This is a genomic window from Mycobacterium zoologicum (genome assembly GCF_020181635.2).
Taxonomy (GTDB): domain Bacteria; phylum Actinomycetota; class Actinomycetes; order Mycobacteriales; family Mycobacteriaceae; genus Mycobacterium; species Mycobacterium zoologicum.
The window spans coordinates 66,846-92,282 of record NZ_JAYJJS010000007.1; the positions used below are offsets into that span (position 1 = coordinate 66,846).

General features: G+C 68.4%; 25 protein-coding genes. 15 read left to right on the forward strand and 10 right to left on the reverse strand.

Annotated features, from left to right (window positions below; genetic code table 11):
- The first annotated feature begins 6 nt into the window (after positions 1 to 6).
- On the forward strand, positions 7 to 1,056 hold the full coding sequence (locus K6T84_RS08140) for a zinc-binding dehydrogenase (protein ID WP_225401526.1): 1,050 nt from the start codon (positions 7 to 9) through the stop codon (positions 1,054 to 1,056).
- Positions 1,057 to 1,064: 8 nt separating this feature from the next.
- Here the strand turns inward: K6T84_RS08140 and K6T84_RS08145 are convergent, their stop codons facing one another.
- Positions 1,065 to 1,631: an ester cyclase gene (locus K6T84_RS08145; protein ID WP_225401527.1), complete on the reverse strand. Its 567-nt coding sequence runs from the start codon at positions 1,629 to 1,631 to the stop codon at positions 1,065 to 1,067.
- 105 nt (positions 1,632 to 1,736) lie between these two features.
- On the opposite strand from K6T84_RS08145, the gene K6T84_RS08150 reads away from it, so the two are divergent.
- The 7 genes from K6T84_RS08150 to K6T84_RS08180 all read left to right on the forward strand — a co-directional run bounded on the left by K6T84_RS08150 (position 1,737) and on the right by K6T84_RS08180 (position 7,401).
- Positions 1,737 to 2,489 (forward strand): SDR family oxidoreductase, encoded by a 753-nt coding sequence (locus K6T84_RS08150; protein ID WP_225401528.1) that lies wholly within the window; start codon positions 1,737 to 1,739, stop codon positions 2,487 to 2,489.
- On the forward strand, positions 2,486 to 2,893 hold the full coding sequence (locus K6T84_RS08155; RefSeq protein WP_225401529.1) for a hypothetical protein: 408 nt from the start codon (positions 2,486 to 2,488) through the stop codon (positions 2,891 to 2,893). The genes K6T84_RS08150 and K6T84_RS08155 overlap by 4 nt, the downstream gene beginning before the upstream one ends.
- A gap of 6 nt (positions 2,894 to 2,899) precedes the next feature.
- Entirely contained in the window at positions 2,900 to 4,573 is a 1,674-nt protein-coding gene (locus K6T84_RS08160; protein WP_225401530.1) for a GMC oxidoreductase, read from the forward strand.
- The gene (locus tag K6T84_RS08165; protein ID WP_225401531.1) at positions 4,570 to 5,058 is read left to right on the forward strand and encodes a MarR family winged helix-turn-helix transcriptional regulator; all 489 of its coding nucleotides are present in this window, start codon (positions 4,570 to 4,572) and stop codon (positions 5,056 to 5,058) included. The genes K6T84_RS08160 and K6T84_RS08165 overlap by 4 nt, the downstream gene beginning before the upstream one ends.
- A gap of 61 nt (positions 5,059 to 5,119) precedes the next feature.
- Positions 5,120 to 5,506 (forward strand): PPOX class F420-dependent oxidoreductase, encoded by a 387-nt coding sequence (locus tag K6T84_RS08170; protein WP_225401532.1) that lies wholly within the window; start codon positions 5,120 to 5,122, stop codon positions 5,504 to 5,506.
- Between the two features lie 38 nt (positions 5,507 to 5,544).
- A complete protein-coding gene (locus K6T84_RS08175) occupies positions 5,545 to 6,885 on the forward strand; it encodes a cryptochrome/photolyase family protein (protein ID WP_225401533.1) in 1,341 nt (446 codons plus the stop codon).
- Positions 6,886 to 6,912: 27 nt separating this feature from the next.
- Complete coding sequence (locus tag K6T84_RS08180; protein WP_225401534.1) at positions 6,913 to 7,401, forward strand: TspO/MBR family protein; 489 nt, start codon at positions 6,913 to 6,915, stop codon at positions 7,399 to 7,401.
- Here the strand turns inward: K6T84_RS08180 and K6T84_RS08185 are convergent.
- From K6T84_RS08185 to K6T84_RS08195, 3 genes are read right to left on the reverse strand one after another with little or no spacing between them, the layout of a single operon-like run.
- Positions 7,385 to 8,776 carry a TIGR01777 family oxidoreductase gene (locus tag K6T84_RS08185; protein ID WP_225401535.1) on the reverse strand — a complete coding sequence of 464 codons (1,392 nt, stop codon included), beginning with the start codon at positions 8,774 to 8,776 and terminating at the stop codon, positions 7,385 to 7,387. The two genes, K6T84_RS08180 and K6T84_RS08185, sit on opposite strands and share 17 nt — an antisense overlap.
- Positions 8,777 to 8,800: 24 nt before the next feature.
- The gene (gene fadD5, locus K6T84_RS08190; protein WP_225401536.1) at positions 8,801 to 10,330 is read right to left on the reverse strand and encodes a fatty-acid--CoA ligase FadD5; all 1,530 of its coding nucleotides are present in this window, start codon (positions 10,328 to 10,330) and stop codon (positions 8,801 to 8,803) included.
- On the reverse strand, positions 10,330 to 11,109 hold the full coding sequence (locus K6T84_RS08195) for an enoyl-CoA hydratase-related protein (RefSeq protein WP_224864620.1): 780 nt from the start codon (positions 11,107 to 11,109) through the stop codon (positions 10,330 to 10,332). The genes fadD5 and K6T84_RS08195 overlap by 1 nt, the downstream gene beginning before the upstream one ends.
- 82 nt (positions 11,110 to 11,191) lie before the next feature.
- Here K6T84_RS08195 and K6T84_RS08200 point away from each other — a divergent pair, with 82 nt between their 5' ends.
- The gene (locus K6T84_RS08200; protein WP_225401537.1) at positions 11,192 to 12,409 is read left to right on the forward strand and encodes a TetR/AcrR family transcriptional regulator; all 1,218 of its coding nucleotides are present in this window, start codon (positions 11,192 to 11,194) and stop codon (positions 12,407 to 12,409) included.
- Between the two features lie 141 nt (positions 12,410 to 12,550).
- Here the strand turns inward: K6T84_RS08200 and K6T84_RS08205 are convergent, their stop codons facing one another.
- A complete protein-coding gene (locus K6T84_RS08205) occupies positions 12,551 to 12,922 on the reverse strand; it encodes an ArsR/SmtB family transcription factor (protein ID WP_224864622.1) in 372 nt (123 codons plus the stop codon).
- A 138-nt stretch (positions 12,923 to 13,060) separates the two neighbouring features.
- Here K6T84_RS08205 and K6T84_RS08210 point away from each other — a divergent pair, with 138 nt between their 5' ends.
- Entirely contained in the window at positions 13,061 to 17,224 is a 4,164-nt protein-coding gene (locus K6T84_RS08210; protein ID WP_225401538.1) for a cation-translocating P-type ATPase, read from the forward strand.
- A 26-nt stretch (positions 17,225 to 17,250) separates the two neighbouring features.
- On the forward strand, positions 17,251 to 17,646 hold the full coding sequence (locus K6T84_RS08215) for a nuclear transport factor 2 family protein (protein ID WP_225401539.1): 396 nt from the start codon (positions 17,251 to 17,253) through the stop codon (positions 17,644 to 17,646).
- 43 nt (positions 17,647 to 17,689) lie between these two features.
- Here the strand turns inward: K6T84_RS08215 and K6T84_RS23875 are convergent, their stop codons facing one another.
- Complete coding sequence (locus K6T84_RS23875; RefSeq protein WP_408066076.1) at positions 17,690 to 17,998, reverse strand: PPE family protein, SVP subgroup; 309 nt, start codon at positions 17,996 to 17,998, stop codon at positions 17,690 to 17,692.
- A 209-nt stretch (positions 17,999 to 18,207) separates the two neighbouring features.
- Here K6T84_RS23875 and K6T84_RS08225 point away from each other — a divergent pair, with 209 nt between their 5' ends.
- On the forward strand, positions 18,208 to 19,419 hold the full coding sequence (locus tag K6T84_RS08225) for an acyl-CoA dehydrogenase family protein (RefSeq protein ID WP_225401540.1): 1,212 nt from the start codon (positions 18,208 to 18,210) through the stop codon (positions 19,417 to 19,419).
- A 15-nt stretch (positions 19,420 to 19,434) separates the two neighbouring features.
- On the opposite strand, the gene K6T84_RS08230 is transcribed toward K6T84_RS08225, so the two are convergent.
- Entirely contained in the window at positions 19,435 to 19,905 is a 471-nt protein-coding gene (locus tag K6T84_RS08230) for a nuclear transport factor 2 family protein (protein WP_225401541.1), read from the reverse strand.
- Between the two features lie 68 nt (positions 19,906 to 19,973).
- On the opposite strand from K6T84_RS08230, the gene K6T84_RS08235 reads away from it, so the two are divergent.
- Positions 19,974 to 20,507 (forward strand): DoxX family protein, encoded by a 534-nt coding sequence (locus K6T84_RS08235; RefSeq protein WP_225401542.1) that lies wholly within the window; start codon positions 19,974 to 19,976, stop codon positions 20,505 to 20,507.
- Here the strand turns inward: K6T84_RS08235 and K6T84_RS08240 are convergent.
- Positions 20,403 to 21,143, reverse strand: a complete 741-nt coding sequence (locus K6T84_RS08240; RefSeq protein ID WP_225401543.1) for an SDR family NAD(P)-dependent oxidoreductase — start codon at positions 21,141 to 21,143, stop codon at positions 20,403 to 20,405. The genes K6T84_RS08235 and K6T84_RS08240 overlap by 105 nt on opposite strands.
- A gap of 60 nt (positions 21,144 to 21,203) precedes the next feature.
- Between K6T84_RS08240 and K6T84_RS08245 the strand changes: the two genes are divergently transcribed.
- Positions 21,204 to 22,043, forward strand: a complete 840-nt coding sequence (locus K6T84_RS08245) for an SDR family oxidoreductase (protein ID WP_224864629.1) — start codon at positions 21,204 to 21,206, stop codon at positions 22,041 to 22,043.
- Positions 22,044 to 22,222: 179 nt separating this feature from the next.
- Positions 22,223 to 23,140 carry an acyl-ACP desaturase gene (locus K6T84_RS08250; protein WP_408066074.1) on the forward strand — a complete coding sequence of 306 codons (918 nt, stop codon included), beginning with the start codon at positions 22,223 to 22,225 and terminating at the stop codon, positions 23,138 to 23,140.
- On the opposite strand, the gene K6T84_RS08255 is transcribed toward K6T84_RS08250, so the two are convergent.
- Positions 23,137 to 24,357 (reverse strand): Nramp family divalent metal transporter, encoded by a 1,221-nt coding sequence (locus tag K6T84_RS08255; RefSeq protein ID WP_224864631.1) that lies wholly within the window; start codon positions 24,355 to 24,357, stop codon positions 23,137 to 23,139. The two genes, K6T84_RS08250 and K6T84_RS08255, sit on opposite strands and share 4 nt — an antisense overlap.
- Positions 24,357 to 25,433, reverse strand: a complete 1,077-nt coding sequence (locus K6T84_RS08260) for an NAD(P)H-dependent amine dehydrogenase family protein (RefSeq protein WP_224864632.1) — start codon at positions 25,431 to 25,433, stop codon at positions 24,357 to 24,359. Before K6T84_RS08260 ends, K6T84_RS08255 begins: the two co-directional genes overlap by 1 nt.
- Positions 25,434 to 25,437 lie beyond the last annotated feature (4 nt).

A 25,437-nucleotide genomic window follows, 5' to 3' on the forward strand; every position in this document is an offset into this window, starting at 1 on the left:
GAGACCATGGCTACCACATCGAAAGCGGACTTCCCAACCGAACCCACGGTGGTGCGAGAAGCCGGCGGCGGCCCCGTCATGCGGGCCATCGTGCTCGACGGCTTCGGCGGATTGGACGCCTTGGCCTACGCCGACATCCCCAAACCGCGACCCAAGCACGGTGAGGTGGTGATCAGGGTCAAGGGATTCGGGATCAACCACGCCGAGATGCACATGCGGCGCGGCGAATGGGCCGAGGCCGCAGAAGTCAGCGGAATCGAATGCGTCGGCATCGTCGACGCCTGCCCCGGGGGAGAGTTTCAGGTCGGTGCCAAAGTCGCGGCCCTGATGGGTGGGCTTGGCCGCACCATCAACGGCAGCTACGCGCAGTTCACCCGGGTGCGCGCCGACAACGTCGCGCTGATCGAATCAGACCTGCCGTGGGATCAGTTGGCCGCACTTCCGGAAACCTATGCCACCGCGTGGACCTGCCTGTTCCGCAACCTCAACCTGACTGCGGGGCAGACCATCGTGATTCGCGGGGCGACATCGTCGTTCGGTCAGGCCGCGGTGAAACTGGCTGCCGAAGCCGGTGCTCGGGTGATTGGCACGACGCGCAACCGGACACGATTCGACGTGCTGACCTCGCTGGGCGCCGAACGCGCCGAACTGGAGGTTCCCGATCTGGGTGCCCGCATCGCCGAGGCCAAGCAGATCGATGCCGTGCTGGATCTGGTGGGCAACAGCACGATCCTCGACTCCTTGGACATGCTGCGTAGGGGTGGTACGGCGTGCCTGGCCGGCTGGCTCGGCGGATTGGATCCGATCGGTGACTTCAACCCGCTGCTGCAGATGGCCAGCGGCGTCAACCTCAGCTTCTTCGGCAGCTTCGTATTCGGAACCCCCGGGTTCGCGCTATCCGATGTCCCGCTGCAGGACATCGCGAACAAGGTCCGCGACGGTCGCCTGGATGCCAGGCCAACGCATGTCTTCTCCTTTGGCCAGATCCGCGAGGCGCATCGGGTCATGGAAGCAGGGGACGCCGTCGGCAAAATCGTCGTGGTGGTCGACGACTGAGATCGTGGTTACGGGGAGTCGGTCAGGTCTGCCGGCGGCGTGTTCACCAGCCGCGGGTCGGCTTCGGCTGACATCGCCAACAGCCCCCGCACCCCGCGGATCACCAGCGGCCAGTTGCGCGGGTCGCGCAGGTTGAGCCCGCCGATCAGTTGCTTGAGCATGGACAGGGTGTCGAAGTAGATGCGCTCGGCGACCAGCTGCTCACCCTCGTCGAAGACGAAGTACGCCGTCATCCGGGTGCGATGCCGCGACCCGGTGGCCGGAATGCCGCCCAACGGCCCCAAATGCGTTCCGAGGAGCCAGAACTCGACGATCACCGCGTCGGCGCTGTGCCGCAGCGCGATGATCTCGTGGTCCTGGTTGGGGAAGGCGATCCGGGTGTCGTGGTAGTACTGGCGGACCTCGGCGTCGCCGTCGTGCACGGTCAGGGTGGGGACGATCTCGTAGTGCGGATGCGGGAACGTGGCCAGCACGTCGTTCCAGTCCTGGCGCACCTCGTCGTGGAAATGATCGAGCACCAGCTTCTCGCGGGCCCGCAACACGTCTACGGGTGGGATGGCGAAGCGGTCGGTCATGAATCCTCCAGACAACGGCCCGTCGGGCAGCCATAGTGGGAAGGTTAATCGTGTTCGGCGGTGCCACATCAGCAATGGCCCTGGTCCCGCTGGGAAGGGACACCCATGAAGATCGCCGTCGCCGGCGGTACGGGCAAAACCGGACGCCCGGTCGTCGCCCAGCTGGACGCGCAGGGGCACCAACCGGTGATCCTGGCCCGCTCACACGGGGTCGATCTGCTGCAGAACACCGGTCTTGAGGCAGCACTCGACGGCGTCGACGCCGTCATCGACGTCACCGACTTCGCGACCATGAACGCCAAGAAGGCGCGGGCCTCCTTCGGCGCGGCGACGGCCAACCTGCTGGCCGCCGCACGGCGGAGCGGAGTGCGCCACCATGTCGCGTTGTCGATCATCGGCATCGACCGGGCGCCCACCGGCTACTACCAGGGCAAGCTGTGCCAGGAGGAGACGGTGAAGGCCGGCGGAGTTCCGTGGACGATCCTGCGGGCCGCCCAATTTCACGAATTCGCCGCCCAGGTCCTGGCGCAGGTGCCCGGGCCGGTCGCGCTGGTGCCGAAGATGCGATCGCAGCCCATCGCCGTCAGTGAGGTCGCCGCCCACCTGTGCACCCTGGCCACCGGCGATCCCCAGCAGATGGCACCCGAACTCGCCGGACCGCGGGTGGAATCGGTTGTCGACATGGCCCGGCAGTTGATCCGTCGACGCGGTCGGCACCGGCCCGTGATTCCACTTCGGTTACCGGGCGCGGCCGGCAAGGCCATGGCCGGCGGCGCACTGCTGCCGACACATCCCGGCCCCAGGGGGCGCCAGACGTATGCCGACTGGCTGGCCGCACTCACCCCGGAGGACACATGAATCTCATCGTGCATCGCCCGGTTCTGATCCTGCTGACACTCGTGGGCCTGAGCCTGGGAGTGTGGGCCTACCTCGCTCCGCAGAACTGGTACAACACGTTTCCCGGCATGGGCATGCACTGGCTGCCGGTTCTCGGCCCCTACAACGAGCATTTCGTGAAGGACGTCGGCTGCATGTTTCTGGCACTCGGGGTGCTCAGCGCCTTCGCGGTGTACCACCTGCGCAACCGGGCCGTCGTCGTGATCGCGGGAATCACCTGGTCGGTCTTCAATCTGCTGCACCTGACCTATCACATCGGCATGTTGCACATGTACGGCCCGCGTGACGCGATACTCAACGCCGTCAGCCTCAGTCTGTTGCTGGCGGTATCGCTGACCCTGCTGGTGCCGGCACGAGATCACTGAGGACCAATGACATTTGACTACGACGTTGTGGTGATCGGTTCGGGGTTCGGCGGCAGCGTCGCCGCGCTGCGGCTGACCGAGAAGGGTTATCGGGTAGGCCTGCTGGACATGGGCCGGCGCTGGGCGCCCACCGACTTCCCGCCGAACAACTGGCATGTCCGCAAGGCCATGTGGGCGCCGAAACTGGGCTGCTACGGCCCGCAACGGCTGACCGTGCTGGGCAAGACCTTCATCGCCAGCGCGGTCGGCGTCGGCGGCGGATCTCTGATCTACGGCAACACCCTCTACGAGCCGTTGGAGCGGTTCTACACCGACCCGCAGTGGGCACACATCACCGACTGGCGCTCCGAACTCGCACCGTATTACGAGCAGGCCCGCCGGATGCTCGGGGTGACCCCCACCCCGCACACCACCCCGGCCGACGAGGTGTTGCTGGCGGTCGCCCGCGACCTGGGCGTCGAGCACACCTATCACCCCACCAACGTCGGGGTGTTCTTCGGTGACGAGCCGGGCAAGACAGTCCCGGATCCGTTCTTCGGCGGCGCCGGCCCCGACCGCGCCGGCTGCATCGGGTGTGCGCAGTGCTTCACCGGCTGCCCGCACAACGCCAAGAACACCACCGAGACCAACTACCTGTATCTGGCCGAACACGCCGGCGCCGAGATCCATCCGCTGACGATGGTCACCGATGTGCGCCCCGACGGCGACGGCTACCTGGTCAGCACGGTGCGCACCGGCCGCTGGCTGCGCAAGCGCAAGCGGGACTTCACCGCGGGCCAGGTGGTGTTCGCCGCGGCCTCGCTGGGCACCCAGCGGCTGCTGCACAAGCTGCGCGACACCGGATCACTGCCGAACCTCTCGCCGCGGCTGGGGGAGCTGACCCGCACCAATTCCGAAGAGGTGCCGGTGGTGTTCGCGCCCGACCGTGACGACTTCGCCCAAGGCGTGGCGATCACCTCGTCGATCCACCCCGAGGCCAACACCCATGTCGAGGTATGCCGCTACGGCAAGGGATCCAACCTGCTGTCGATGATGGGCACCCATCTGGTCGACGGCGGACCGTGGCGTTTCGCCCGGCTGATGCTGACCATCGCACGGCATCCGGTGATGTTGCTGCACAGCATGTTCCCGCGCAACGCCTCGTCGCACTCGATCATCGTGCTGGTGATGCAGTCGCTGGACAACTCGCTGACCACCTACCGCCGCCGTGGCCTGTTCGGCACTCGTATGACGGCGAAACAGGGTGTGGGCGAACCCAATCCGGACTGGATCCCGACGGCCCACGATGTGGCGCGCCGGATGGCCGAAAAGGTCGGCGGGATGGCCGGGGGCACCTACCTCGATGCGCTCAACATCCCGTTGACGGCGCACTTCATCGGCGGTTGTCCGATCGGCGATTCGGCGCAGACCGGAGTCATCGACCCCTATCAGCGGGCCTACGGACACCCCGGCATCCACGTCGTCGACGGTTCGGCGATCACCGCCAACCTGGGCGTGAATCCCTCGTTCACCATCACCGCGCAAGCCGAACGGGCGATGGCGTTGTGGCCCAACAACGGTGAGCCCGATTCTCGCCCTCCGCTGGGCCGGCCGTATCGGCGCATCGCGGCGGTAGCACCGCTTCACCCGACCGTGCCGGACGGGGCGCCCGGCGCGCTGCGGCTGCCGCCGGCACCATGAAGCCGAATGAGGATGCCGGTGGCCGAGGCGCGCTGGAGTCACTGATAGCAGCCGATCTGCGGGAGTTGACCGCCGAGGCCGAGCAGATCGGGCAGCGTTTCGCCGGATCTCAAGACGTGCGCGCCAACGATTTTCGCGCCCTGCTGCACATCATGGTCGCCGAGACGGCCGGCAAGCCGATCACCCCGGGTGAACTCGGCCAACGGATGGGGCTGTCCGGTGCCGGCACCACGTATCTGGTCGATCGGCTGATCGAGTCGGGTCACGTCCGCCGCGAGGCGCACGAGTCAGATCGTCGCAAGGTCGTATTGCGTTATGCCCAACGAGGCTTGGATACCGCCAGCGCCTTCTTCACCCCGCTGCACAACCACACTCATCGGGCGATGGCGAACCTCTCCGATGCCGACCTGGAGACCGCCCACCGGGTGTTCGGCGCCCTCATCGCGGCCATGCGAGATTTCCGCGCCGAGTTGGACCTGACCTGAACCGTTGCTCGGCGATCAGCGTCGCGATGCGCCGTCGGCGGTGCGCGGCTATCCTGGCGCCGTGCCGACGTTCTCCGAGGTGTCCCGGGAAAAATATCTGCTGCTGACCACGTTCACCAAGGACGGCAGGGCCAAGCCGACCGCGGTGTGGGGAGCACCCGAGGGCGACAAACTGCTGGTGATCACCGACGATGGTTCGTGGAAGACCAAGCGGATCCGCAACACCCCGCGGGTGACCATCCAGAAGTGCGGCGCGCTGGGCGCCCCGAAAGGTGAGCCGGTCGAAGCGGTGGCCCGAGTGTTGCCCAAGAGCGAGACCCGGCGGGTCTACGACGCGGTCGTCAAACGCTACTGGTGGCATGCGTGGTGGTTCGTACCGCACTCGATCGTGCGGGGTGGCATCGACAAGGTTCACATCGGCTTGGAGATCACACCCCCCACTTCGTAGCCCACCCGCAGCAACCCGTCCGCAGGCAGGATGGTCAGATGCCGACCTTGCTGTGGTTTCGCCGCGACCTGCGAGTCGGTGATCTGCCGGCACTGTCGGCTGCGGTGGCCGATGACCCCGAAGTCCTGGCCTGCTTCGTGCTGGATCCACGGTTACAGGCGTCATCGGGTCAGCGCCGACTGCAGTTCCTCGGTGACTGCCTGCGGCAACTGCGTGATGATCTCGGTGGCCGGCTGCTGATCACCCGCGGGCCGGCGCACCAGCGGATCCCGCAGCTCGCCCGGGAGATCGCCGCCTCGGCGGTGCATGTGTCGGGTGATTTCACTCCATTCGGGCAGCGGCGCGACCAGCAGGTGCAGATTGCTCTCGGTGGCGTGCCGCTGGTGTCCACCGGTTCGCCCTACCTGGTCTCGCCCGGGCGCGTCGTGAAAGACGACGGCAGCCCGTATCGCGTGTTCACTCCGTTCTTTCGGCGGTGGCGCGAACACGGCTGGCGACGGCCTGCCTCCTCCGGCCCCGAATCCGCGCGGTGGATCGATCCGTCAGAGGTGCCCGGTTGCGATCCGGCGGAGATCCCCGACCTCGGTGTCGACCTCGAGTTGCCCGCCGGGGAGCCCGCGGCACTGCAGCACTGGCGAGCTTTCGTGGAGGCTCGATCGGATCGCTACGAGTCGGACCGTGACCGACCCGATCGCGACGGCGGCAGCCGGATGTCGGCTTACCTGAAATTCGGCAACATCCATCCGCGCACCATGGCAGTCGACCTTGATGCGCGCTGTCCCGGTCGGGCGGCGTACTTGCGGCAGTTGGCTTTTCGGGACTTCTATGCGGCGGTGCTGCATCACTGGCCGCGCAGTGCCTGGGCGAACTGGAATCAGGATTTCGACTCGATCCAGACCGATACCGATGCCGAGGCGAAACGTCGGTTCGAGCGGTGGAAGACCGGGCAGACCGGCTTTCCGATCGTCGATGCCGGGATGCGTGAACTGAGCACCACCGGATTCATGCACAACCGGGTGCGGATGATCGCGGCGTCGTTTCTGGTCAAAGATCTGCACCTGCCCTGGCAGTGGGGAGCGCGCTGGTTCTTGGATCAGTTGGTCGACGGCGATATGGCCAACAATCAGCATGGCTGGCAGTGGGCCGCGGGATGCGGCACCGATGCGGCGCCGTACTTCCGCGTCTTCAACCCGACGCTGCAGGGCGCCAAGTTCGACCCCGACGGCGGTTACGTGCGCCGCTGGGTTCCGGAGTTGGCCGATGTCGAAGACCCCCACCTGGCGAAGGGGACCCGGCCGGGGGATTACCCGGCGCCGATGGTGGATCATCGCGACGAGCGTGCGGAGGCGCTGCGCCGGTATCATTCAATGAATGAATAATTCAGTTAATGAATGAGAGGTGGGAACGTGCGTCTGACCACTCTGCTCGGTACCGGCGCCGCAGTCGCCGTCACTGCGGTCAGCGGGGCCGCCGCGACCACACCGGAGGTCGAAAGCGGTTGGTATCAGCGGCTGCGAAAGCCTGCGTATCAACCGCCCCGCCAAGTCTTCCCGGTGGTTTGGCCCGCGCTCTACGCCGACGTCGCGGTCGTCTCGGCAGCCACCATCGATCGATTGAACGCCCAGGGCGAGAACAAGAAGCGCGCGGCGTATCAGGCCGCGCTGTTGATCAATCTCGCGCTCAACGCCGGCTGGTCGTGGCTGTTCTTCAACCGGCGTCGCTTCGGGTCGTCGACGTTTCTCAGTGCCGCTCTGACCGCGAGCAGCGTCGACCTGACCCGCCGGGCGGTCGATGTCGAAGGCGGGCGCGCCCTGCCGCTGGCGCTGTATCCGTTGTGGTGCGCCTTCGCCACCGTGCTGTGTGGCCACATCGCGATACTCAATCGCCGGAGGTAGCGCCGGTCGTACCGCCGACGGTCGGGTCACGGCCTAGCAGGTGGCGTAGCAGGGGTTCGAGTTCGGGCATCCGGAACCGATGATCCACATCGTGCAGCCGCCCCGGCAGCACTCGCTGACTCGCGCAGGCCAGTTCCCGAGCGCCCTGTTCACCGAGCAGCAGTCGTGGCCCGAGTGAAGGGACGGGCAGCAGAGTAGGTCGGTGCAGCACCTGTCCAAGGGTGTGGGTGTAGTCGCTGTTACGCGCAGGGTTCGGTGTGACCGCATTCACGGCCCCGGTAAGCCGGGCATCCCATAGCGCTCGGTGATAGATGTCGATCAAGTCGTCGATCCCGATCCACGACAGCCACTGCCGGCCGTCGCCGAGTCGACCACCGAGCCCGGCGGAGAACAGCGGCCGCATCAGCCGCAGCGTTCCGCCGCGTGGTGATTGCACGATGCCGGTGCGTACCCGGACCACACGCGTGCCGGATTGCTCTGCCGCGGAAAGCGAAGCCTCCCAGTCGGCGACGACGTCGGCGAGGAACCCGTCACCGCGCTCGCTGTCCTCGGTGAGGAGCTCGTCGCCCCGGTCGTAGCCGTAGTAGCCGACGGCTGAGGCGCAGATCAGTGCGGCGGGCCGCTCGTCGCTCCGGCCGATCAACTCGGCGAGTCTGCGGGTCGGCCCGATTCTGCTGTCACCGATGGCACGCCGATGATCGCTGGTGAAGCGTCCCGCGATCGACGCACCGGCCAGGTGGATCACCGCATCGACGCCGGTCAACAGATCACGATCCGGGTCGTCGGGATTCCACTGCCGCTCACCGGGATTGGCTGCGGCGCCTCGCACCAGCCGGATCACCCGATGGCCCCCGGTGCTCAAGAACGCCGTCAACGCCGAACCCACCAGCCCCGACGATCCGGTGACGGCCACGGTCATGGGCGCCACACCGTGTTCTGCGGCGCGCCGGTGCGCCGCAAGGTCATCGGCGAGCTGGCGATGCCGATAGGCGAACATCGGCCGCAGCAGTGCCGCGGGAACAGCGGTGTCGACCCGGTCGATCACCCGTGTCCTTCCGTCACCGAGATCGTCGAAGTCGTGGGTGTGCTGCCAGCTCCCCACCAGCCGCGCCGGTAGCGACGCCAGGCCTTGGCCCCCGAGCGTGTCGAGAAAACGCCGGGGCGGGTCATAGCCGTCGGGTTGGTGTTCGGCGATCCAGCGAAGCCCACCCGGGAGAGCCAGTACGGCTGTGCCGTCGCGCAGCGAAGCGGCTTCGGTGACCAGCCGCATCGACTGCCATGGCGGGCTCAGACGGGCGAACGCCCCTGGCCTCTCATGCCACGCGAACACTTCCTCGCGGGGCGCCTCGACGGTGCTGGAAAAGACCAGGCCCATGTGCCCGACGCTACCTGTTGCAGCTCAGCCGTACGTCTTGCGCAACTGATGCTTGACCACCTTGCCGCTGGCGTTGCGCGGTAGGTCGTCCACCAGCACAAGCTCCTTCGGGTGCTTGTAGCGGGCCAGCCGGTTATTGAGGAAGGGTTCGAGGTCGTCCAGCGTCAGCGGCGCCTCGGCGGCAACGGTGGCAATGATAGCCACCGGGACCTCGCCCCATTTGTCGTGCGCCCGCCCGATCACTGCCGCCTCGCGGATCATCGGATGCTCGAAGAGCGCGTTCTCCACCTCGGCGCAGTAGATGTTCTCGCCACCGGAGATGATCATGTCCTTCTTGCGGTCGACGACGTAGACGAATCCCTCGTCATCGACGCGCACCAAGTCACCGGAGTGGAACCAGCCGCCGGCGAACGCCTCTGCGGTGGCGTCGGGCTTGTTCCAGTAACCCTGCATCATGGTCGGCCCGCGGTAGACGATCTCGCCGATCTCGCCGGGCGCCACGTCGTTCATCTCGTCGTCGACCACCCTCGCGGCGATCGTCGGGATCACCTTGCCCACCGAACCGAGCCTGCGGATCGCATCGGCGCCGTTGAGCACGCAGGTGATCGGCGACATCTCGGTCTGGCCGAACACCGCGACGTTGAGGGCATCCGGGAACGTCTCGGCCATGGCACGCAGCACTGTGTCCGACGCGGGTGCCGCGCCCCAGCTGATCACCTCCAGCGCCAGATCCCGTTGCCGCACAGTCGGATCGGCGCAGATCAGCTGCCACTGTGCCGGGACCAGGAACACCGAGGTGGCCCGTTCGCTCTCCCAGGCGTCGAGGGTGTCCGCAGCGTTGAACGCTCCGAGCGGGTGGATGACGGTCTTGGTGCCCAGCAGCAGGTTGGGTGCGATGCTGCCCAGCCCGGCGATGTGGAACATCGGTGCGGCGCAGAAGTACACGCTGTCCGGGCTGGTGTGCAGGGCCTGGATGCAGGTCAGTGACTGGGCGTGCAGGTTCGAGTGGGACAGGATGGCGCCCTTGGGACTTCCCGTGGTCCCGGAGGTGTACATGATCAGCGCCGGGGTGTCCTCGGGGACATCGGCGCCCGGATGCGGTGCCCCGGACTCGGCGATCAGCGACTCGTAGTCGTCGCCGAGCACCACGGCGATGTCGAGCCCGGGCGAGTTCTTGCGGACCGCGTCGATCAGCGGCGCCAGCAGCTGGTCGGTGATGACGCCCTTGGCGCCGCTGTCGGAGACGATGTAGCGGAGCTCGGGGTCGGTCAGCCGGAAGTTGACCGGCACGGCGATGGCACCCAGGGCGTTGATCGCCAGCGTCGCCTCGACGTACTCGGTGTGGTTGAGCATCACGATCAGCACCCGGTCACCGAAACCGATGCCGCGGCGGAACAGCGCTGAGGCCAGGCACTGCGAGCGATCGTGCAGCTGGCGCCAGGTGGTGTCGGTGCCACGGCAGCGGAAGGCGACGGCCTCGGGACGCATCTCGGCGTGGATCGCCACCTGGTTCATCCAGTGGTTGCGACGCGAACGCAGTGGTTGAGCGGTCATCAGGAGAACACCGCCTTGCGCTTCTGCAGCATGGCCGCCGCACCTTCGAAGAAGTCCGGGGAACCCAGCAGCTCCACCTGGCCGGCCTTCTCGCGGGCCAGTGCGTCCGCGAGTGCGACGAGGTTGGTGGCGTTGAGTGCCCGCTTGGTCAGCTCGATGGCCCGCCGCGGCCCGCGGGCCAGCTTCTCGGCTGCCATGTCGACCCGGTCGTCCAGCTCGGACTCGGTGAGCACCGCGTTGATCAGACCGGCGTCCCGGGCGGCTGTCGCCGGCAGGCGTTCGCCGAGCAGTGCCATCTCGTTGGCCACGGCGCGTCCGGCAGCGGCGGCTATCAGGGCGGTGGTGCCACCGTCGGGCATCAGGCCGATGTTGGTGAACGACAACAGGAAATAGGCGCTCTCGGCGGCGTAGACCAGGTCGGCGGCCAGGGCGATGCCGACGCCGACGCCGGCGGCCGGTCCGTTGATCCGCGCGATCACCGGCACCGGAGTCTCGGCGATCGCGGTGACCAGCCGGCTGGCGCAGTCCATCACCTCCTCGGGGCCGATCCCGCCCGACATGGCGGACAGGTCGGCGCCGGTGCAGAACGCCTTGCCTTCGCCGGTGATCACGATGGCCCGCACGTCCGCGTCGTCGGCCGCTGCGGTGACGGTGTCGCCGAGCCCCGCCATGGTGGCGTAGTCGATCGCGTTGAGCCGCTGCGGGTTGGTCAGGGTCACTCGCAGGACGCGGCCGTCGCGGGTGGCGGTGAACTTTGGGGTCGCAGGGTCTGCGGCCATGGTCAGCCTCCGATGATCAGAAACGTAAATTGTGGTTAACATTAGGGCGTCGTAGCGAGCTGTCAACTTCCAGGGGGTGAAAGTGGCCACGACCGCCGTACAGCGCCGCCCCAAGGACCGCAAGGCCCAGATCGTGCGGGCCGCGGCCCGCGCGTTCAGCGAGCGCGGCTATCACGCGGTCGGTGTCGACGAGATCGCCGCCGAGGTCGGCATCTCCGGACCGGCGCTCTACCGGCACTTCGCGAACAAGTACGCGCTGCTGGTCGCCACCGCCGAATACACGGTGGAGGCGCTGGTGACCGCGGCCCGCGTCGCCGACGACCCGGACCGGCCGCCGGCCGAACGGTTGCGCGCCATTACCGGCGCGCTGATCGAGACCACCATCGGCAAACGCGGCGAGGGCGCGTTCTATCGGTGGGAGCGGCGGTATCTGCAACCGCCGGACCGAAGGCGCATCCGCGCCAGTTACGACGCGCTCAACGCCGCCATCGCCGAACCGCTGGCGGCGCTGCGGCCCGAGCTGCCCGTTGCCGACACCGCGACCCTGGCCGCGGCCACGCTGAGCGTCATCGGCAGCATCTCCGCGCACCGAACCCGGTTGTCCGCCGCCGCACTTGCCGAGCTGCTCGGTGAGCTGTGCCGGTCGGTGCTGCACGCCGAGCTGCCGGCGCCCGCCTCGGGTCCGGCGCCGCGGCGGGCGCCGCGCGGGTTGCCGAGCACCTCCAAGCGCGAACGCCTTCTGGCCGAGGCGATCCGGATGTTCGGGCAGCGGGGCTTCTACGAGGTGAGCATGGAGGAGGTCGGCACCGCGGCGGGTCTGACCGGCTCCAGCGCCTACCGCTACTACCCGAGCAAGGCCGCGCTGCTGGCCACCGCCTTCCATCGCGCCGGCGACCGGGTGCTGCACGCCATCACCGATGCGCTGGCCGAGGCCAGCAGCCCGCGGCAGGCGGCCATCGGCATCGCCGAGCGCTATACCGCGCTGTCGTTCGCCGCGCCGGACCTGATCAACATCTACTTCGCCGAGTTCGCCAACCTGCCCGAACGCGACCGCACCGAGTTGCGCGGATTGCAGCGCCAGAACGTCAACGAATGGGCGCACCTGGTCACCCAGGTCGGATCAGGAGAGACCGAAGCGGTGTTCCGCGTGCACGCCGCGCTGGCACTCGTCGTCGATATCGGACGCCTGGTCAACTTCGACGACACCGACGAACAGCGGTCCCGGGTGCAGACCTTGATGACGGCGGTGCTGTTCAGCCCAGGTGGAACACGACCTCAAGGGCCAGGAATCCGAAGATGAGCAGTCCGATGATTACCGCGAGGGCAGGCAGTACGAGTACGGGATCTTTCATAGCTGGAGAACGTAATCCAGTCGCCCGCTGTGAAAAACCGAGAAGTGTTGGCGATCACGACATCTGGGGACTTTGGTCCGTGACCGGCGTCACTCGGTAGTGCTTCTCGGCGGGTCCGGTGCCAGGGTGCCGTCCGGGGCGATATGGGCGAAGATCTGCGCCAGCAGCGCCACGATATGCGGGTCGTCGACGGTATAGATGTGGTGGCGCCCTTCTTTGCGCGCGCTGATCAGCCCGGCCAGCCGCAGTTTGGTCAGGTGCTGGCTCATGGTGGCGATGTTGATACCGGCGCGCTCGGCCAGCGTCGTCACGTCGTAGCCACCCTGGGCGGCCAGCCACATGACGTGCAGACGGGCCGGACTGCTCAGCAGCCCGAACGTGCTGGCAGCCGAGGAGAGCTGGGGGCGGGTGGGTTCATCTTCGGGTAGCCGTTCTTCTGGTTTCGCCATCTCGGTACTCATTTTGACCCACCCTCGATGGCCGGATTCGGCGAACAATACATTCACATAGTTGCGTAAACATCAAAGTATCGGCCAGAATTGCGGTTTCCGTCGTGCAGGTCCACCACCTGCCGCCAGATCGCACGATTGGTAGCTGCCTTGAACCCGATATCGCTGTTGCTCCGAGGTGCCCGCCTGCTCTCCGGTGAGGCCACCACCGCGTCGCTGACTCGGCGCTGCTGGCGCGGCGAGCAACGCGCGTGGATCGAGGTGCGTGGGCTGGCCGACGCCGACGGCACCGAACTCGGGCAGCGGGTGCTCGATGCCCTGCTCGCCCAGCCCGGTGTGGTCAAGGCGCGTATCAACCGGCAGCTGTCGCGGGTGGTGGTGGAGCTTGCCGACGACGTCGCGCTCAAAGACCTGTGCGGCCTGATCGACGACACCGAACGCCTGCACCGCGGTGGTGGCGGCAGCGCACCCGTCAGCCTGCCCGGTGACGGCTTGCTGCTGGTGGCCCGAGGAGTGATGGTCGGCGCCCACGCGGCCGGGCTGGCCGTCGCGGTCGCCGGGTGGGCGCTGCGGCTGCCGCAGGCGCCGATCGCCGTGGACGCGGTGGCGACGTTCGCCAACTACCAGCCGTGGTTGCGCCGGGGGCTGGCCGACAAGATCGGTACCGGGCCCGCCGACACGGTGCTCTCGGTGATCTCCGTCGGGGCGCGCATCGCCATGCTGTCGCCGGCCAACCTTGCGGTGGACCTGGCGCTGCAGGGTGTCAAAGCCGCCGAGGTCGAGGCCGCGGCGCAGGCCTGGAGCCGTCACGAGCCGCTGCTGGCCCGGCACGCCGACCAGCCCGAACTGGTCCTGCCGTCGCGCCCGGTGCCGCTGCCCGAAGGGCCCGCCGCCCGGCACGGTCGGCGGACAGGCTACGCACAGTTGCTCGGCACCGGCCTGGTCGGCGTCATCACCCGCAACGTCACCATGGCCGCGACCGCGACCATCGTGACCGCCCCCAAGGCCATGCGCATCACCACCGAATCGTTCGCCGCGACCCTGAGCCGCTCATTGGTCGAACAGCACTCGGCGCTGCCACTGAACTCCGAGGGACTACGCCGGCTCGACCGCATCGACGCGGTGCTGCTCGACCCGCGGCTGTTCTGCCGGGCCGGCGGGCACCACCCGCTGGCGGCAGCCCTGCTCGGGGAGGCCAGGGCGGCCGGCGTGCAACTGATCACCCTGGATGTCCCCGAGCTCGGCGAGCTGCGGCCGGCGTTCGAGGAACTCGCGCCGGTGGACGAAGGCTTTGACGACGCGCTGGCCGCCGCACTGACCGGCCTGCAGCAGGCCGGGCGCACCGTGGCCGTGGTGTCTGCGACCGCGGCGCAGGCACTGTGCTCGGCCGACGTCGGTGTGGGGATCGTGCCGGACTTCGAGGACACTGAAGAGACCGCCGTGCGTCCTCCTTTTGAGGCCGACCTACTGCTGCCCGACCTGGCCGGCGTCTGGCGGGTGCTGCACGCACTGCCTGCGGCCCGCGCCGCCACCGAACGCGGCATCTCGATCTCGACCGGCGCATCGGCGCTCGGCGCGCTGCTGATGGTTCCCGGCGTTCGCGGGTTCCCGGGGGGCCGGCGCAACAGCAGCACCGGCCCGATCACCGCAGGCGCTGCGGCCGGACTGGTGTCGGGATACCTGCTGGCCCGTCAGGTGGCCCGCACCCCGCAACCGCGCCCGGCGCCGAACTACGACTGGCACGCCATGCCGGTTGAGGAGGTCCGCGCCATGCTGCCGGCTCCCGACGCCGGTGCGATGGCCGCCGAAGCAGCAGCACCGCCGAGCATGCTGTGGCAGTTCGCCAAGGCCGTGCGCACCGAACTGTCCGATCCGCTGATGCCGGTGCTGGCGCTGTGCTCGACGGCCACCGCCATGCTGGGCTCGCCGATCGATGCGCTGATGGTCAGCACCGTGCTGGTGGGCAACTGCATGCTCGCCGCCGGTCAGCAGCTGCAGGCCGAGAACCGGCTCAACCGGCTGCTGGCCCAGCAGACCCCGCCGGCGCGCACCGTCGCCGCCGGGTCCTACGTGGACGTCGTCGCCGACCGGTTGCTGCCCGGCACGGTGATCGAGATCCGCAGCAACGAGGTCGTTCCGGCCGACGCCCGGCTGATCGAGGCCACCGATCTGGAAATCGACGAGTCCTCGCTCACCGGTGAATCCCTGTCGGTGGACAAGCAGATCGAGGCCGTGGCGTCCGGCGCCGAACTGGCCGACCGCAGCTGCATGCTCTACGCCGGAACGACGGTCGTCGCCGGTACCGCGGTCGCGGTGGTCACCGCCGTCGGCGCCGACTCCCAGGCCCGTCGCGCCGCCGAGCTGGCTGCTGGGGATCTGCCGGTGGTGGGCTTGCAGCACCAACTGAGCCGGCTGATGGCCCGCGCCTTCCCGGCCAGCGCGGCCGGCGGGGCGATGGTGGGGGTGCTGGGGATGCTGCGCGGCGGCGGCCTGAAGCTGGCGCTGGGCAATGCGATCGCCGTTGCGGTGGCCGCCGTCCCGGAGGGCATGCCGCTGATAGCGACCCTGGCCCAGCACGCCTCGGCGCAACGCCTCACCGGCACCGGCGCGCTGGTCCGCATCCCGCGGTCGGTGGAGGCGCTGGGCCGCGTCGAGGTGGTCTGCTTCGACAAGACCGGCACGCTCAGCGAGAACCGGCTCCGGGTCACCCGGGTGCATCCGGTGGCGGGGCACTCCGACGACGACGTGTTGCGCGCCGCGGCCAACGCCGCCCCCGCGCCGGAAGGCGTAGTGCAGGCGCACGCCACCGACCAGGCCGTCACCGAAGCGGCCGCCGGCATCTCCGGTGGGGTACCGCTGTGGACGACGACGGATGCGCACCTGCCGTTCCGTTCCGGCCGGGCGTTCTCGGCGTCGGCGTCGGGCAATGACCTGATGGTCAAGGGCGCCCCGGAAGTGGTGCTGGCAGCCTGCGCGGGGCTGGGTCCCAACCCCCATGACACGGTGGCCGCGCTGGCCGCCGACGGGCTGCGGGTGATCGCAGTCGCCCAGCGCCGCCTCACCGCCGCACAGCGGAAGGTGCTGCGGGACGACCCGGATGCCATCACCGGACTGTGTGCGGAAGGTCTGTCGCTGATCGGGTTCCTGGGCATCGCCGACACCCCGCGCGCCGAGGCACCGCAACTGCTGGCCGCGCTGGCCGAGCGCGGCGTCGGCATCCGGCTGATCACCGGGGATCACCCCGTCACCGCAACCGCCATCGCCGCTGAACTGGGCGTGCCGGTCAGGCCCGATCAGGTCATCACCGGCGCGGAATGGAACGCGTGCTCGCGCAAGCAGCAGGAGCGGGCGGTGGCCGAGCGGGTGATCTTCGCCCGGATGTCACCGGAGAACAAGGTGCAGGTGGTGCAGACCCTGGAGCGCAGCGGAACGGTGTGCGCCATGGTCGGCGACGGCGCCAACGACGCGGCGGCGATCCGGGCGGCCAGCGTCGGACTCGGGGTCGTCGCCCGCGGCAGCGACTCGGCGCACACGACCGCGGACATCGTGTTGACCGACGGCCGGATCGGCGCCCTGGTGGACGCCATCGACGAGGGCCGGCGGCTGTGGCGCGGGGTGCAGCTGGCCGTCACCGGACTGCTCGGCGGCAACGTCGGCGAGGTGATCTTCGGCGTCGTCGGCACCGCGCTGACCGGCAGCTCGCCGCTGAACAACCGTCAGCTGCTGCTGATGAACATGCTGACCGACGCGCTGCCGGCCACCGCCGTCGCGGTCAGCAGTCCGGCCGGCCCGGCGCAGCGGGTGGTGCACGGTATCGACGAACGCAGCCTGATGCGCGAGGTCGTGGTCCGCGGCGCCATCACCGGGGCGGCGGCCAGTGCCGCGTGGGGGATGGCTCGCCTCACCGGTGTGATGGGCGGTCCGCAGCGCGCGGCGACGGTCGCGTTGATCACCCTGGTCAGCACCGAACTCGCCCAAACCCTGGTGGATTCGCATGCGCCGCTGGTGTGGCTCACCGCCGCCGGGTCGTTCGCGGCGTTCGCGGCGATGATCAGCGTGCCCGGGATCAGCCAGTTCCTCGGCTGCGTCCCGATCGGCCCGCTGGGTTGGGCGCAGGCCCTGGGCGCGACGGGCGCCGCCGTCCTGGGGATAGCGGTGGCCCCGCAACTGCTTCCGGAGAAGTGGCGTGCCGCCGAGCCCGAGGACGCCGACGCCGATGCCGGCCCGGTGGCTGCGGTGCAGGTGCTGCGTCCGCGGGTTTCGGGTGCGGCGGCCGATGGTGCGTCTACGGTATTGGCCAGCAACTCACGCTGATCCCGTCAACTCCACGGAGGCGTCACATGCACCCGTTCCGGCAAGCCGTCGAAGCCCGTGACGCCGCGGCCATCGAGGCGTTGCTCTCCGAGGATGTGGTGTTCACCAGTCCGGTGGCGTTCAAGCCTTATCCGGGCAAGCCGATCACCGCGGCCATCCTGCGCGCGGTGATGCGCGTTTTCGAGGACTTCCGCTACATCCGGGAGATCGGCGACCCGACCGGAAGCGACCATGCGCTGATGTTCGAGGCCACGGTGGCCGGAAAGCGGCTCACCGGATGCGATTTCCTGCATGTCGATGCCGACGGCAAGATCGACGACTTCATGGTGATGGTGCGGCCGCTGTCGGCGGCCACCGCGCTGGCCGAGGCCATGGGGGCGCAGTTCGAGCAGATCACCCGCGAGGCCGCGGCGGCCGGCTGACACGATGCCGGCGAATCTGCCGCTGTTCGTCATCTGGCATGCCTCAGCCGGCTGCCGGCGATCGGGGAATGACGCTGGGGCGCCGCCGTTTCGCCGCCGCGTTGTTGGCCCCACGCCCTGCCAGCGTGCCCAGCATCGCCTCGCCGAACACCCCCGGGGGCAATGCCGACGACAGCGCCGGCGCCGGAGTTCCGGTGCCGGCCGGAGCGGGCGTCACCGACGTCTCCACCGCCGACCAACCCTGCGGCACCGACAACGCACCCACCAGACTGGCCCGGCCGGCCAGCGCTGAAACCGGCCGGGGGGCAACGGTTACCGGGCCGGACGCGACCACCGGGCGGGCCGATCCCACGATGAACGGACCGATGCCCTGGTGCTCGTCGCGCAAGGCGTTGACCGCCAACGCGTGGTTGGTGGTCTGGATCGAGATCCCCGAGAACGTGGAACTCGTCGTCGATGCCGCGGCACATCATCGGTGGTGGCCGTGGTGCATGACAAGAACGGGATGCCACAATCGAGCCGGCTGACTTTCAAAGCCGTCCCCGGATTCCCAGGAGAAACATGACGTTCTCGGTAGAGCTCAGTGATGACGTGATCGAGGTGCGCGACTGGGTGCACCAGTTCGCCGCCGACGTCGTTCGCCCCGCCGCCGCCGAATGGGATGAGCGCGAGGAGACGCCGTGGCCCATCATTCAGGAGGCGGCCAAGGTCGGCCTGTACTCACCCGAACTGTTCGTCACGCAGGCCGCCGAGCCCAGCGGAATCGGCATGTTGACGGTGTTCGAGGAGCTGTTCTGGGGTGACGCCGGCATCGCGCTGTCGATCCTGGGCACCGGATTGGCGGCAGCGGCCCTGGCGGGCAACGGAACCCCCGAACAGCTGGGGCAGTGGCTGCCGGAGATGTTCGGCACCGCCGATGATCCCAAACTCGGCGCCTTCTGCTCTTCGGAACCTGATGCCGGCTCGGACGTCGGCGCGATCCGCACTCGGGCCCGCTTCGATGAGGCGACCCGGGAATGGGTGCTGGGCGGCACCAAAACCTGGGCCACCAACGGCGGAATCGCGAACGTGCACATCTTGGTCGCCTCGGTCTATCCCGAGCTGGGCTCGCGCGGGCAGGCCAGTTTCGTCATCCCGCCCGGGACGCCGGGCATGTCGCAGGGCCAGAAGTTCAAGAAGCACGGCATCCGGGCCTCGCACACCGCCGAGATCGTCCTGGACAACGTGCGGCTGCCCGAGGAGATGATCCTCGGCGGCCGGGAGAAATTCGAGGACCGCGTCGCCCGCGTGAAATCCGGCGCGTCGGCCGGCGGACAGGCGGCGATGAAGACCTTCGAGCGCACCCGGCCCACTGTCGGGGCGATGGCGGTCGGGGTGGCCCGCGCCGCCTACGAGTACGCCCTCGAATATGCCTGCCAGCGTGAGCAGTTCGGTCGCAAGATCGGCGAGTTCCAGGCGGTGGCGTTCAAGCTGGCCGACATGAAGAGCCGCATCGACGCCGCCCGGCTGCTGGTGTGGCGGGCCGGCTGGATGGGCCGCAACAACAAGGCCTTCGACAACGCGGAGGGCTCGATGGCCAAGCTGTTCGCCAGCGAGACCGCCGTGTACGTCACCGATGAGGCGATCCAGATCCTCGGCGGCAACGGCTACACCCGCGACTACCCGGTCGAGCGGATGCACCGCGATTCGAAGATCTTCACCATCTTCGAGGGCACCAGCGAGATCCAGCGGCTGGTGATCGCGCGAGCCCTGACCGGCCTGCCGCTGCGCTGACCGGCGCCGTCCGCCTCACTGCAACCCGATGTCCTGCCCGCGTTCTGACTCCGGCCGGGGCCCGAAGTAGCGCCGGTCGGTGGCCTCGATGGGCACATCGTTGATGCTGGCCTCGCGGCGGCGCATCAGCCCGTGGTCGTCGAACTCCCAGAGTTCGTTGCCGTAGCTGCGGTACCACTGTCCGGCGGCGTCGCGGGACTCGTACTGGAACCGGACGGCGATGCGGTTCCCGCGGAACCCCCACAGGCTCTTGCGAAGTGCGTAGTCGAGTTCGCGTTCCCACTTGGCGGTGAGGAAGTCGACTATCGCCGCACGCCCGGTGATGAACTGGTCGCGGTTGCGCCACACCGAATCCGGGGTGTAGGCCAGGCTGACGGTGTGCGGGTCGCGGCTGTTCCAGGCGTCCTCGGCGGCTTGCACCTTCTGGAGTGCGCCGTCCAGATCGAACGGTGGAATCGGCGGTCGGTGTTCGGCCGAACCGGTCATGGAAGGTTCCTTTCGATCGCCGGCACATTGGTGTCCCCGTTGGCCAGTGTGTGCTCTACTTGCCGGAAATGACCAGTTACCGGCGCATCGCCTCCGGACTGAACAGGCTCAGCTGGCTGCCGAACGTGGTGCTTCGGCTGACCGTCGGGTTCATGTTCTTCAGCGGCGCGGTGGGCAAGCTCAGGGCGCTGGACCAATTCACCAGGATGTTCGCCGATCTGGGGATTGCCGGCTCACAGGTGATCGCCCCGGCCACCGCAGTGGCGGAGTTGCTCGGCGGGGCGGCGCTGATGCTCGGCGTGGTGACCCGGCTGGCCTCGGCTGTGCTGGCGGCAGTGATGATCGGCGCGCTGATCACCGTCGTCGGACCGGACCTGGCGCAGAAGTATCCGGGCTGGTGGGATTTCCTGAGCAACCTGTTCTATGCCCCGGAGTGGCTGCTGCTCGGGGTGCTGCTGTGGCTGGTGTGTGTCGGGCCGGGTGAACGCGGTCGCACCCTATCCGGCCGTCTTCCCGTTGTCGGTCATATACACCGCACCGTGCACCGCGGCCGCGGCGTCGCTGGCCAGGAACACGATGACCTCGGCGACGTCGGCCGGTGAGCTCATGCCGCGCGGCGAGGCCACCCGCATGATCAGGTTGACGTCGGCGCCCTCGGGCAGCTGGAAGTTCGTCACCTGCGGGGTCAGCATCCCGCCCGGGCACACGGCATTGACCCGGAGCTTCTCCGCGGTGAACTCGACGGCCAGCGACCGGGTAAGTCCGACCAGACCGTGCTTGGCCGCGCAGTAGCCCGCCGAATAGGCCTGGCCCTCCACCCCGGCGATCGAGGCGACGTTGACGATGTTGCCGGCCGTCTCCAGCAGGTGCGGCAACGCGGCGCGGCACAGGAAGAACGGTCCGTTGAGGTTGACCGCCAGATCGTGGGCCCACTCGTCGTCGGTGACGGCCAGGGTGTGGCGCATCTGGTGGGCGCCGGCGACGTTGGCCAGGACGTCGAGCCGGCCGAACTTCTCGACGCACTGCTGCACGGCCGCCGCACAGGCCTCGGCCGTGCCGATGTCGGTGGGGGCGTAGTGGCCGCCGGGCACGTCGGCGAAGACCGTGGCCAGCCGGTCGGCGTCGCGGGCCAGCCCGAACACCGTCGCCCCACGCCGGGCGAACAGCTGGGCCACGGCGGCGCCCAGCCCCGATGACGCACCGGTCACCAGCGCCACTTTGCCCGTCAGATCGGTCATGTCGATTCCTCGTCTCACCCGGTAAGCCCGCGCGGCGACGCGGCCGTATACGGTCCAGTGATGGCTTCAGTATCGGTGATCACCGGCGGTGCGGGCGGCATGGGTCTGGCGACGGCCAAGGTCATCGGACGCGATCACCCGGTGGTGTTGTGCGATGTCCGTGCACAGCAGCTCGACTCGGCGCAGGCCGAGCTCAAAGACCTAGGTATCACCTCGATCGTCGTCAACTGCGATGTCACCGACCGCGACGCGGTGACCGAGCTGTTCGTGGTCGCCGCCGGTGTCGGGACGCTGGCGTCGGTGTTTCACACCGCGGGCATCGGCCCGAGCACGGGCGACGCCGAATTCGTCATGCGGACCAACGCCTACGGCACCATCGTCGTCGACGAAGCGTTCTACGCCGTCGCCGGCGAAGGCGCGGTGATCGTCAACGTGGCCTCGATGTCGGCGTACCTGCTGCCCGACAAGATCATCCCCACCGCGCAGTTCCCGCTGGCGTGCAGCGACGCCGACGCCTTCGTAGCCGCGATGACGGCGCACTGCAACCACGCCCCCGAAAAGATGCGGTCGGGTTTCTCCTACACCGTCAGCAAGGCTTTCGTGAAGTGGTACACCGAGTCGCAGTCCGAACGATTCGGCAGTCGCGGCCTGCGCATCGTCTCGGTGTCACCGGGCAACATCGACACCGAACTGGGCCGACGCGAAGCGGAGGCCGGGGTGGGCGCGATGATGCCCGACGCGGTGATCCCGCGATGGGGCACCGCTGAGGAGATGGCCGAGCTGTTCGCCTTCTGTGCCGGCGACAAGTGCAGCTACCTGCACGGCGCGGACCTTCTGGCCGACGGGGGAGTGGTGGCCTCGATGCGGGAACGCGCGCGGGTGGCCGCCGAACGCGACTGACATGCTGTCTATTTGCAGGCCATGGCTGCAAAACGCACCCTGAATACCGTGCGGCCAGGTAATTTGCGCTATTGACAAGCGTGAAGGGGGACGTTTAACGTGGGCCGAACCTACGGAACCGTAGGTTTGGCCGACGGGGGGCCAATCGACGCCCATGTCGATACGAGATGGAGCAAAGCATGACCAATGTCCAGACGGCGCTGCTGCACGAGCTGGAGCCGATAGTCGAGCAGAACCTCAACCGCCACCTCAAGGCCGCCAAGCCCTGGCTCCCGCACGACTACGTGCCGTGGAGCAAGGGCCGCGACTTCGCCTTCCTGGGCGGGGAGGACTGGGTTCCCGAGGACTCGCCGCTGGATCCGGTCGCCAAGGCCGCCATGCTGGTCAACCTCCTGACCGAGGACAACCTGCCGTCCTACCACCGTGAGATCGCCACCACGTTCAGCCGGGACGGTGCCTGGGGCAGCTGGGTGGGCCAGTGGACCGCCGAGGAGGGCCGCCACAGCATCGCGCTGCGCGACTACCTGATCGTCACCCGCGGTATCGACCCGGTGAACCTCGAGCAGATGCGGATGCAGCACACCATCGCCGGGTACGACGCCGGCGGCAAGTCGGCGTTGGGGGTCCTGGCCTACGTCTCGTTCCAGGAGCTCGCCACCCGGGTGTCGCACCGCAACACCGGTAAGGCGTCGGGCTGCCCCATCGCCGACCAGCTGCTGGCGCGGGTGGCCCTCGACGAGAACCTGCACATGGTGTTCTACCGCAACCTGATGCAGGCCGCGCTGGACATCTCGCCCGACGACGCGATGTGCGCGATCCGCGACGAGGTGCTCGGCTTCGCGATGCCCGGTATGGGTATGCCCGGCTTCCAGGAGAACGCCCTCATGATCGCCAAGGCCGGCATTTACGACCTGCGCATCCACCACGACGACGTCATCCAGCCGGTGCTGCGGTTCTGGAAGATCAACGAGCGCAACGACTTCGGTCCCAAGGGCGAAGAGGCGCGTGAGCAGGTCATCGGCTTCATGAAGATGGTCGACGAGCGCGCCACGTACTACGAGGAGAAGGCCAAGGCGCGCGAGAGCGTGACTGCCTAACTCACCGTCAGGTAGATCAGTACGGCGTTCAGCGCCGCGATGACCACCGTCACGGTCCAGCCGAGAACCGTGGTCAGCGGCCGGTTGGCGTCGTCACCCATCAGTTCCCGGTCGCCGGTCAGATGGACCAGCGGCACCAATGCGAACGGGATGCCGAACGACAGCACCACCTGGGAGATCACCAGTGCCCGGGTGGGGTCGATCCCGGTCGCCAGGATCGCCAGCGCCGGAAGCAGGGTGATCAGCCGGCGTGCCAGCATCGGGACCGATACCCGCAGCAGGCCCGCCATGATCATCGCTCCGGCGTGGGCGCCCACCGAGGTCGACGCCAGGCCGGAGGCCAGCAGGCCGATCGCGAACAGCAGCGCGATGGTCGGACCCAGCGCGTCACCGATCGCCGCGTGTGCGCCCTCGATCGAGTCGGTGCCGTCGAAGCCGGCCAGATGCGCCGCGGCCACCACCAGCATGGCCAGGTTCACCGCACCGGCCACCAGCATCGCCAGGCCGACGTCCCAGCGGGTCACCCGCAGCAGTCGCTGCCGCGCCGGGCCGGGCGCCGGTTGCCCGTGACGGTCCCGGGCCAGACCGGAGTGCAGGTACACCGCGTGCGGCATGACGGTGGCGCCCAGGATCGCGGTGGTCAGCAGCACGCTCTCGGCGCCGTCGAACCGCGGCAGCAGGCCGGCGGCGACGTGGGTGACCGGCGGCGGTTCGACCACCAGGCTGGCCAGGAACCCGATCGCGATGATCGCCAGCAGCCCGGTCGCGGTCCGCTCGAAGGTCCGCGGCCCGTTCCGGTCGCCGATCAGCAGCAGGCCGATCGACACCACTCCGGTGATGAGCCCGCCGAGCACCAGGGGTAAGCCGAAGATCAGCCTCAAGGCGATGGCGCCACCCACCACCTCGGCGAGATCGGTTGCCACAGCCACCAATTCGGCCTGCAACCAGTAGGCGATCCGGGTCGGCCGGCGGGTCTTGATGCCGACCACCTCGGGTAACGACAGACCGGTCACCAGGCCCAGCTTGGCCGCGAGGTACTGCACCAGGGCGGCCATAACGTTGGCGCAGACGATCACCCAGACCAGCAGGTAGCCGAACTTGGCGCCGGCGCTGACGTTGGCGGCGACGTTTCCCGGGTCGACGTAGGCGATGGCGGCGACGAATGCGGGGCCGAGCAGATACCAGCCTCGCCTACTCGACGTGTCCCCATGTGTCATCAGGGTCGAGCGTAAAGCCCCCGCCCGGTGATCAGCGGCAGGTCCAGGGTGGTCCGGATGCCGGGTTGCGCCGCGACGACCGCCGGAATGGCGTTGACCACCCGCATCGCGGTGGCCACCAGCCCGGCATGGTTGTGGTCGCCGTTGGGACTCGACAGGCACAGATCCAGCGAATACGACGGCTCGCCGGTCACCACGACCCGGTAGGAGCCGCCGGGCTGCGCCGGTTGGGGCCACTCGGGGCACAGATCGTCGCGTAGCCGGGTGACGTGTTCGAGCACCACGGCCGGTTGTCCGTCGAGCATGCCGCGCACCTCGAAATGCAGCGCCGCGGCAGTGCCTTTGGCGATGTGGCCCGACGCGATCTCGAAGTCCTCGGGCGCTGGCTCGCGTTCGTAGATCTCGACCACCTCGTCCAGCTCGATGCCCAGCCCGGCCGCCAACTGGCGCACCACCGAGCCCCAGGCCAGGCTGAGCACACCGGGCTGCAGCAGCATCGGGATCTCGTCGATGGGCTTGCCGAACCCCATCACGTCGAACATGACGGCGGCGCTGTCATAGGTGGCGTAGTCGACGACCTCCATGCAGCGGATCTGCTGGATGCTCTGGCAGTTGCCGGCCAATGCCAGCGGCAGCAGGTCGTTGGCGAATCCCGGGTCGATGCCATTGATGAAGAGGCTCGAACCGCCTTGCTGCGCAGCAGCTTCGATCGGGGACAGCATCTCCGGCGGGAGCACCTGCCACGGGTACTGCAGGAACACCGCGCTGCTGCCGACCACGTTGACGCCGGCGGCCAGGATGCGCCGGAAATCCTCCAGCGCCTCCATCAGCCGGTTGTCGGCCAGCGCGGTGTAGACCACGCACTCCGGTCGGGTTGCCAGCACCGCATCCAGGTCGGTCGTGGCCGTTATTCCGGTCGAGACGTCAAGCCCGGCCAGCTGTCCCGCGTCCTTGCCGGCCTTGGCGTCCGAGGACACCCATACCGCGGTGAGTTCGTAGTCGGGGTTGGTGATCAACGCTTTGAGGGCGTGGACGCCGACGTTTCCGGTACCGATCTGGGCGACGCGAATTGCCATGGTG

Bases quoted from the DNA above. Each gene is read 5' to 3' on its own strand.
- K6T84_RS08155 (WP_225401529.1), top strand. From the start codon at position 2,486: ATGAATCTCATCGTGCATCGCCCGGTTCTGATCCTGCTGACACTCGTG.
- K6T84_RS08160 (WP_225401530.1), top strand. From the start codon at position 2,900: ATGACATTTGACTACGACGTTGTGGTGATCGGTTCGGGGTTCGGCGGC.
- K6T84_RS08145 (WP_225401527.1), bottom strand. From the start codon at position 1,631: ATGACCGACCGCTTCGCCATCCCACCCGTAGACGTGTTGCGGGCCCGC.
- K6T84_RS08175 (WP_225401533.1), top strand. From the start codon at position 5,545: ATGCCGACCTTGCTGTGGTTTCGCCGCGACCTGCGAGTCGGTGATCTG.
- K6T84_RS08250 (WP_408066074.1), top strand. From the start codon at position 22,223: ATGACCAATGTCCAGACGGCGCTGCTGCACGAGCTGGAGCCGATAGTC.
- K6T84_RS08255 (WP_224864631.1), bottom strand. From the start codon at position 24,357: ATGACACATGGGGACACGTCGAGTAGGCGAGGCTGGTATCTGCTCGGC.
- K6T84_RS08140 (WP_225401526.1), top strand. From the start codon at position 7: ATGGCTACCACATCGAAAGCGGACTTCCCAACCGAACCCACGGTGGTG.
- K6T84_RS08150 (WP_225401528.1), top strand. From the start codon at position 1,737: ATGAAGATCGCCGTCGCCGGCGGTACGGGCAAAACCGGACGCCCGGTC.
- K6T84_RS08215 (WP_225401539.1), top strand. From the start codon at position 17,251: ATGCACCCGTTCCGGCAAGCCGTCGAAGCCCGTGACGCCGCGGCCATC.
- K6T84_RS08225 (WP_225401540.1), top strand. From the start codon at position 18,208: ATGACGTTCTCGGTAGAGCTCAGTGATGACGTGATCGAGGTGCGCGAC.
- K6T84_RS08230 (WP_225401541.1), bottom strand. From the start codon at position 19,905: ATGACCGGTTCGGCCGAACACCGACCGCCGATTCCACCGTTCGATCTG.
- K6T84_RS08205 (WP_224864622.1), bottom strand. From the start codon at position 12,922: ATGAGTACCGAGATGGCGAAACCAGAAGAACGGCTACCCGAAGATGAA.
- K6T84_RS08235 (WP_225401542.1), top strand. From the start codon at position 19,974: ATGACCAGTTACCGGCGCATCGCCTCCGGACTGAACAGGCTCAGCTGG.
- fadD5 (WP_225401536.1), bottom strand. From the start codon at position 10,330: ATGACCGCTCAACCACTGCGTTCGCGTCGCAACCACTGGATGAACCAG.
- K6T84_RS08185 (WP_225401535.1), bottom strand. From the start codon at position 8,776: ATGGGCCTGGTCTTTTCCAGCACCGTCGAGGCGCCCCGCGAGGAAGTG.
- K6T84_RS08245 (WP_224864629.1), top strand. From the start codon at position 21,204: ATGGCTTCAGTATCGGTGATCACCGGCGGTGCGGGCGGCATGGGTCTG.
- K6T84_RS08260 (WP_224864632.1), bottom strand. From the start codon at position 25,433: ATGGCAATTCGCGTCGCCCAGATCGGTACCGGAAACGTCGGCGTCCAC.
- K6T84_RS08165 (WP_225401531.1), top strand. From the start codon at position 4,570: ATGAAGCCGAATGAGGATGCCGGTGGCCGAGGCGCGCTGGAGTCACTG.
- K6T84_RS08240 (WP_225401543.1), bottom strand. From the start codon at position 21,143: ATGACCGATCTGACGGGCAAAGTGGCGCTGGTGACCGGTGCGTCATCG.
- K6T84_RS08195 (WP_224864620.1), bottom strand. From the start codon at position 11,109: ATGGCCGCAGACCCTGCGACCCCAAAGTTCACCGCCACCCGCGACGGC.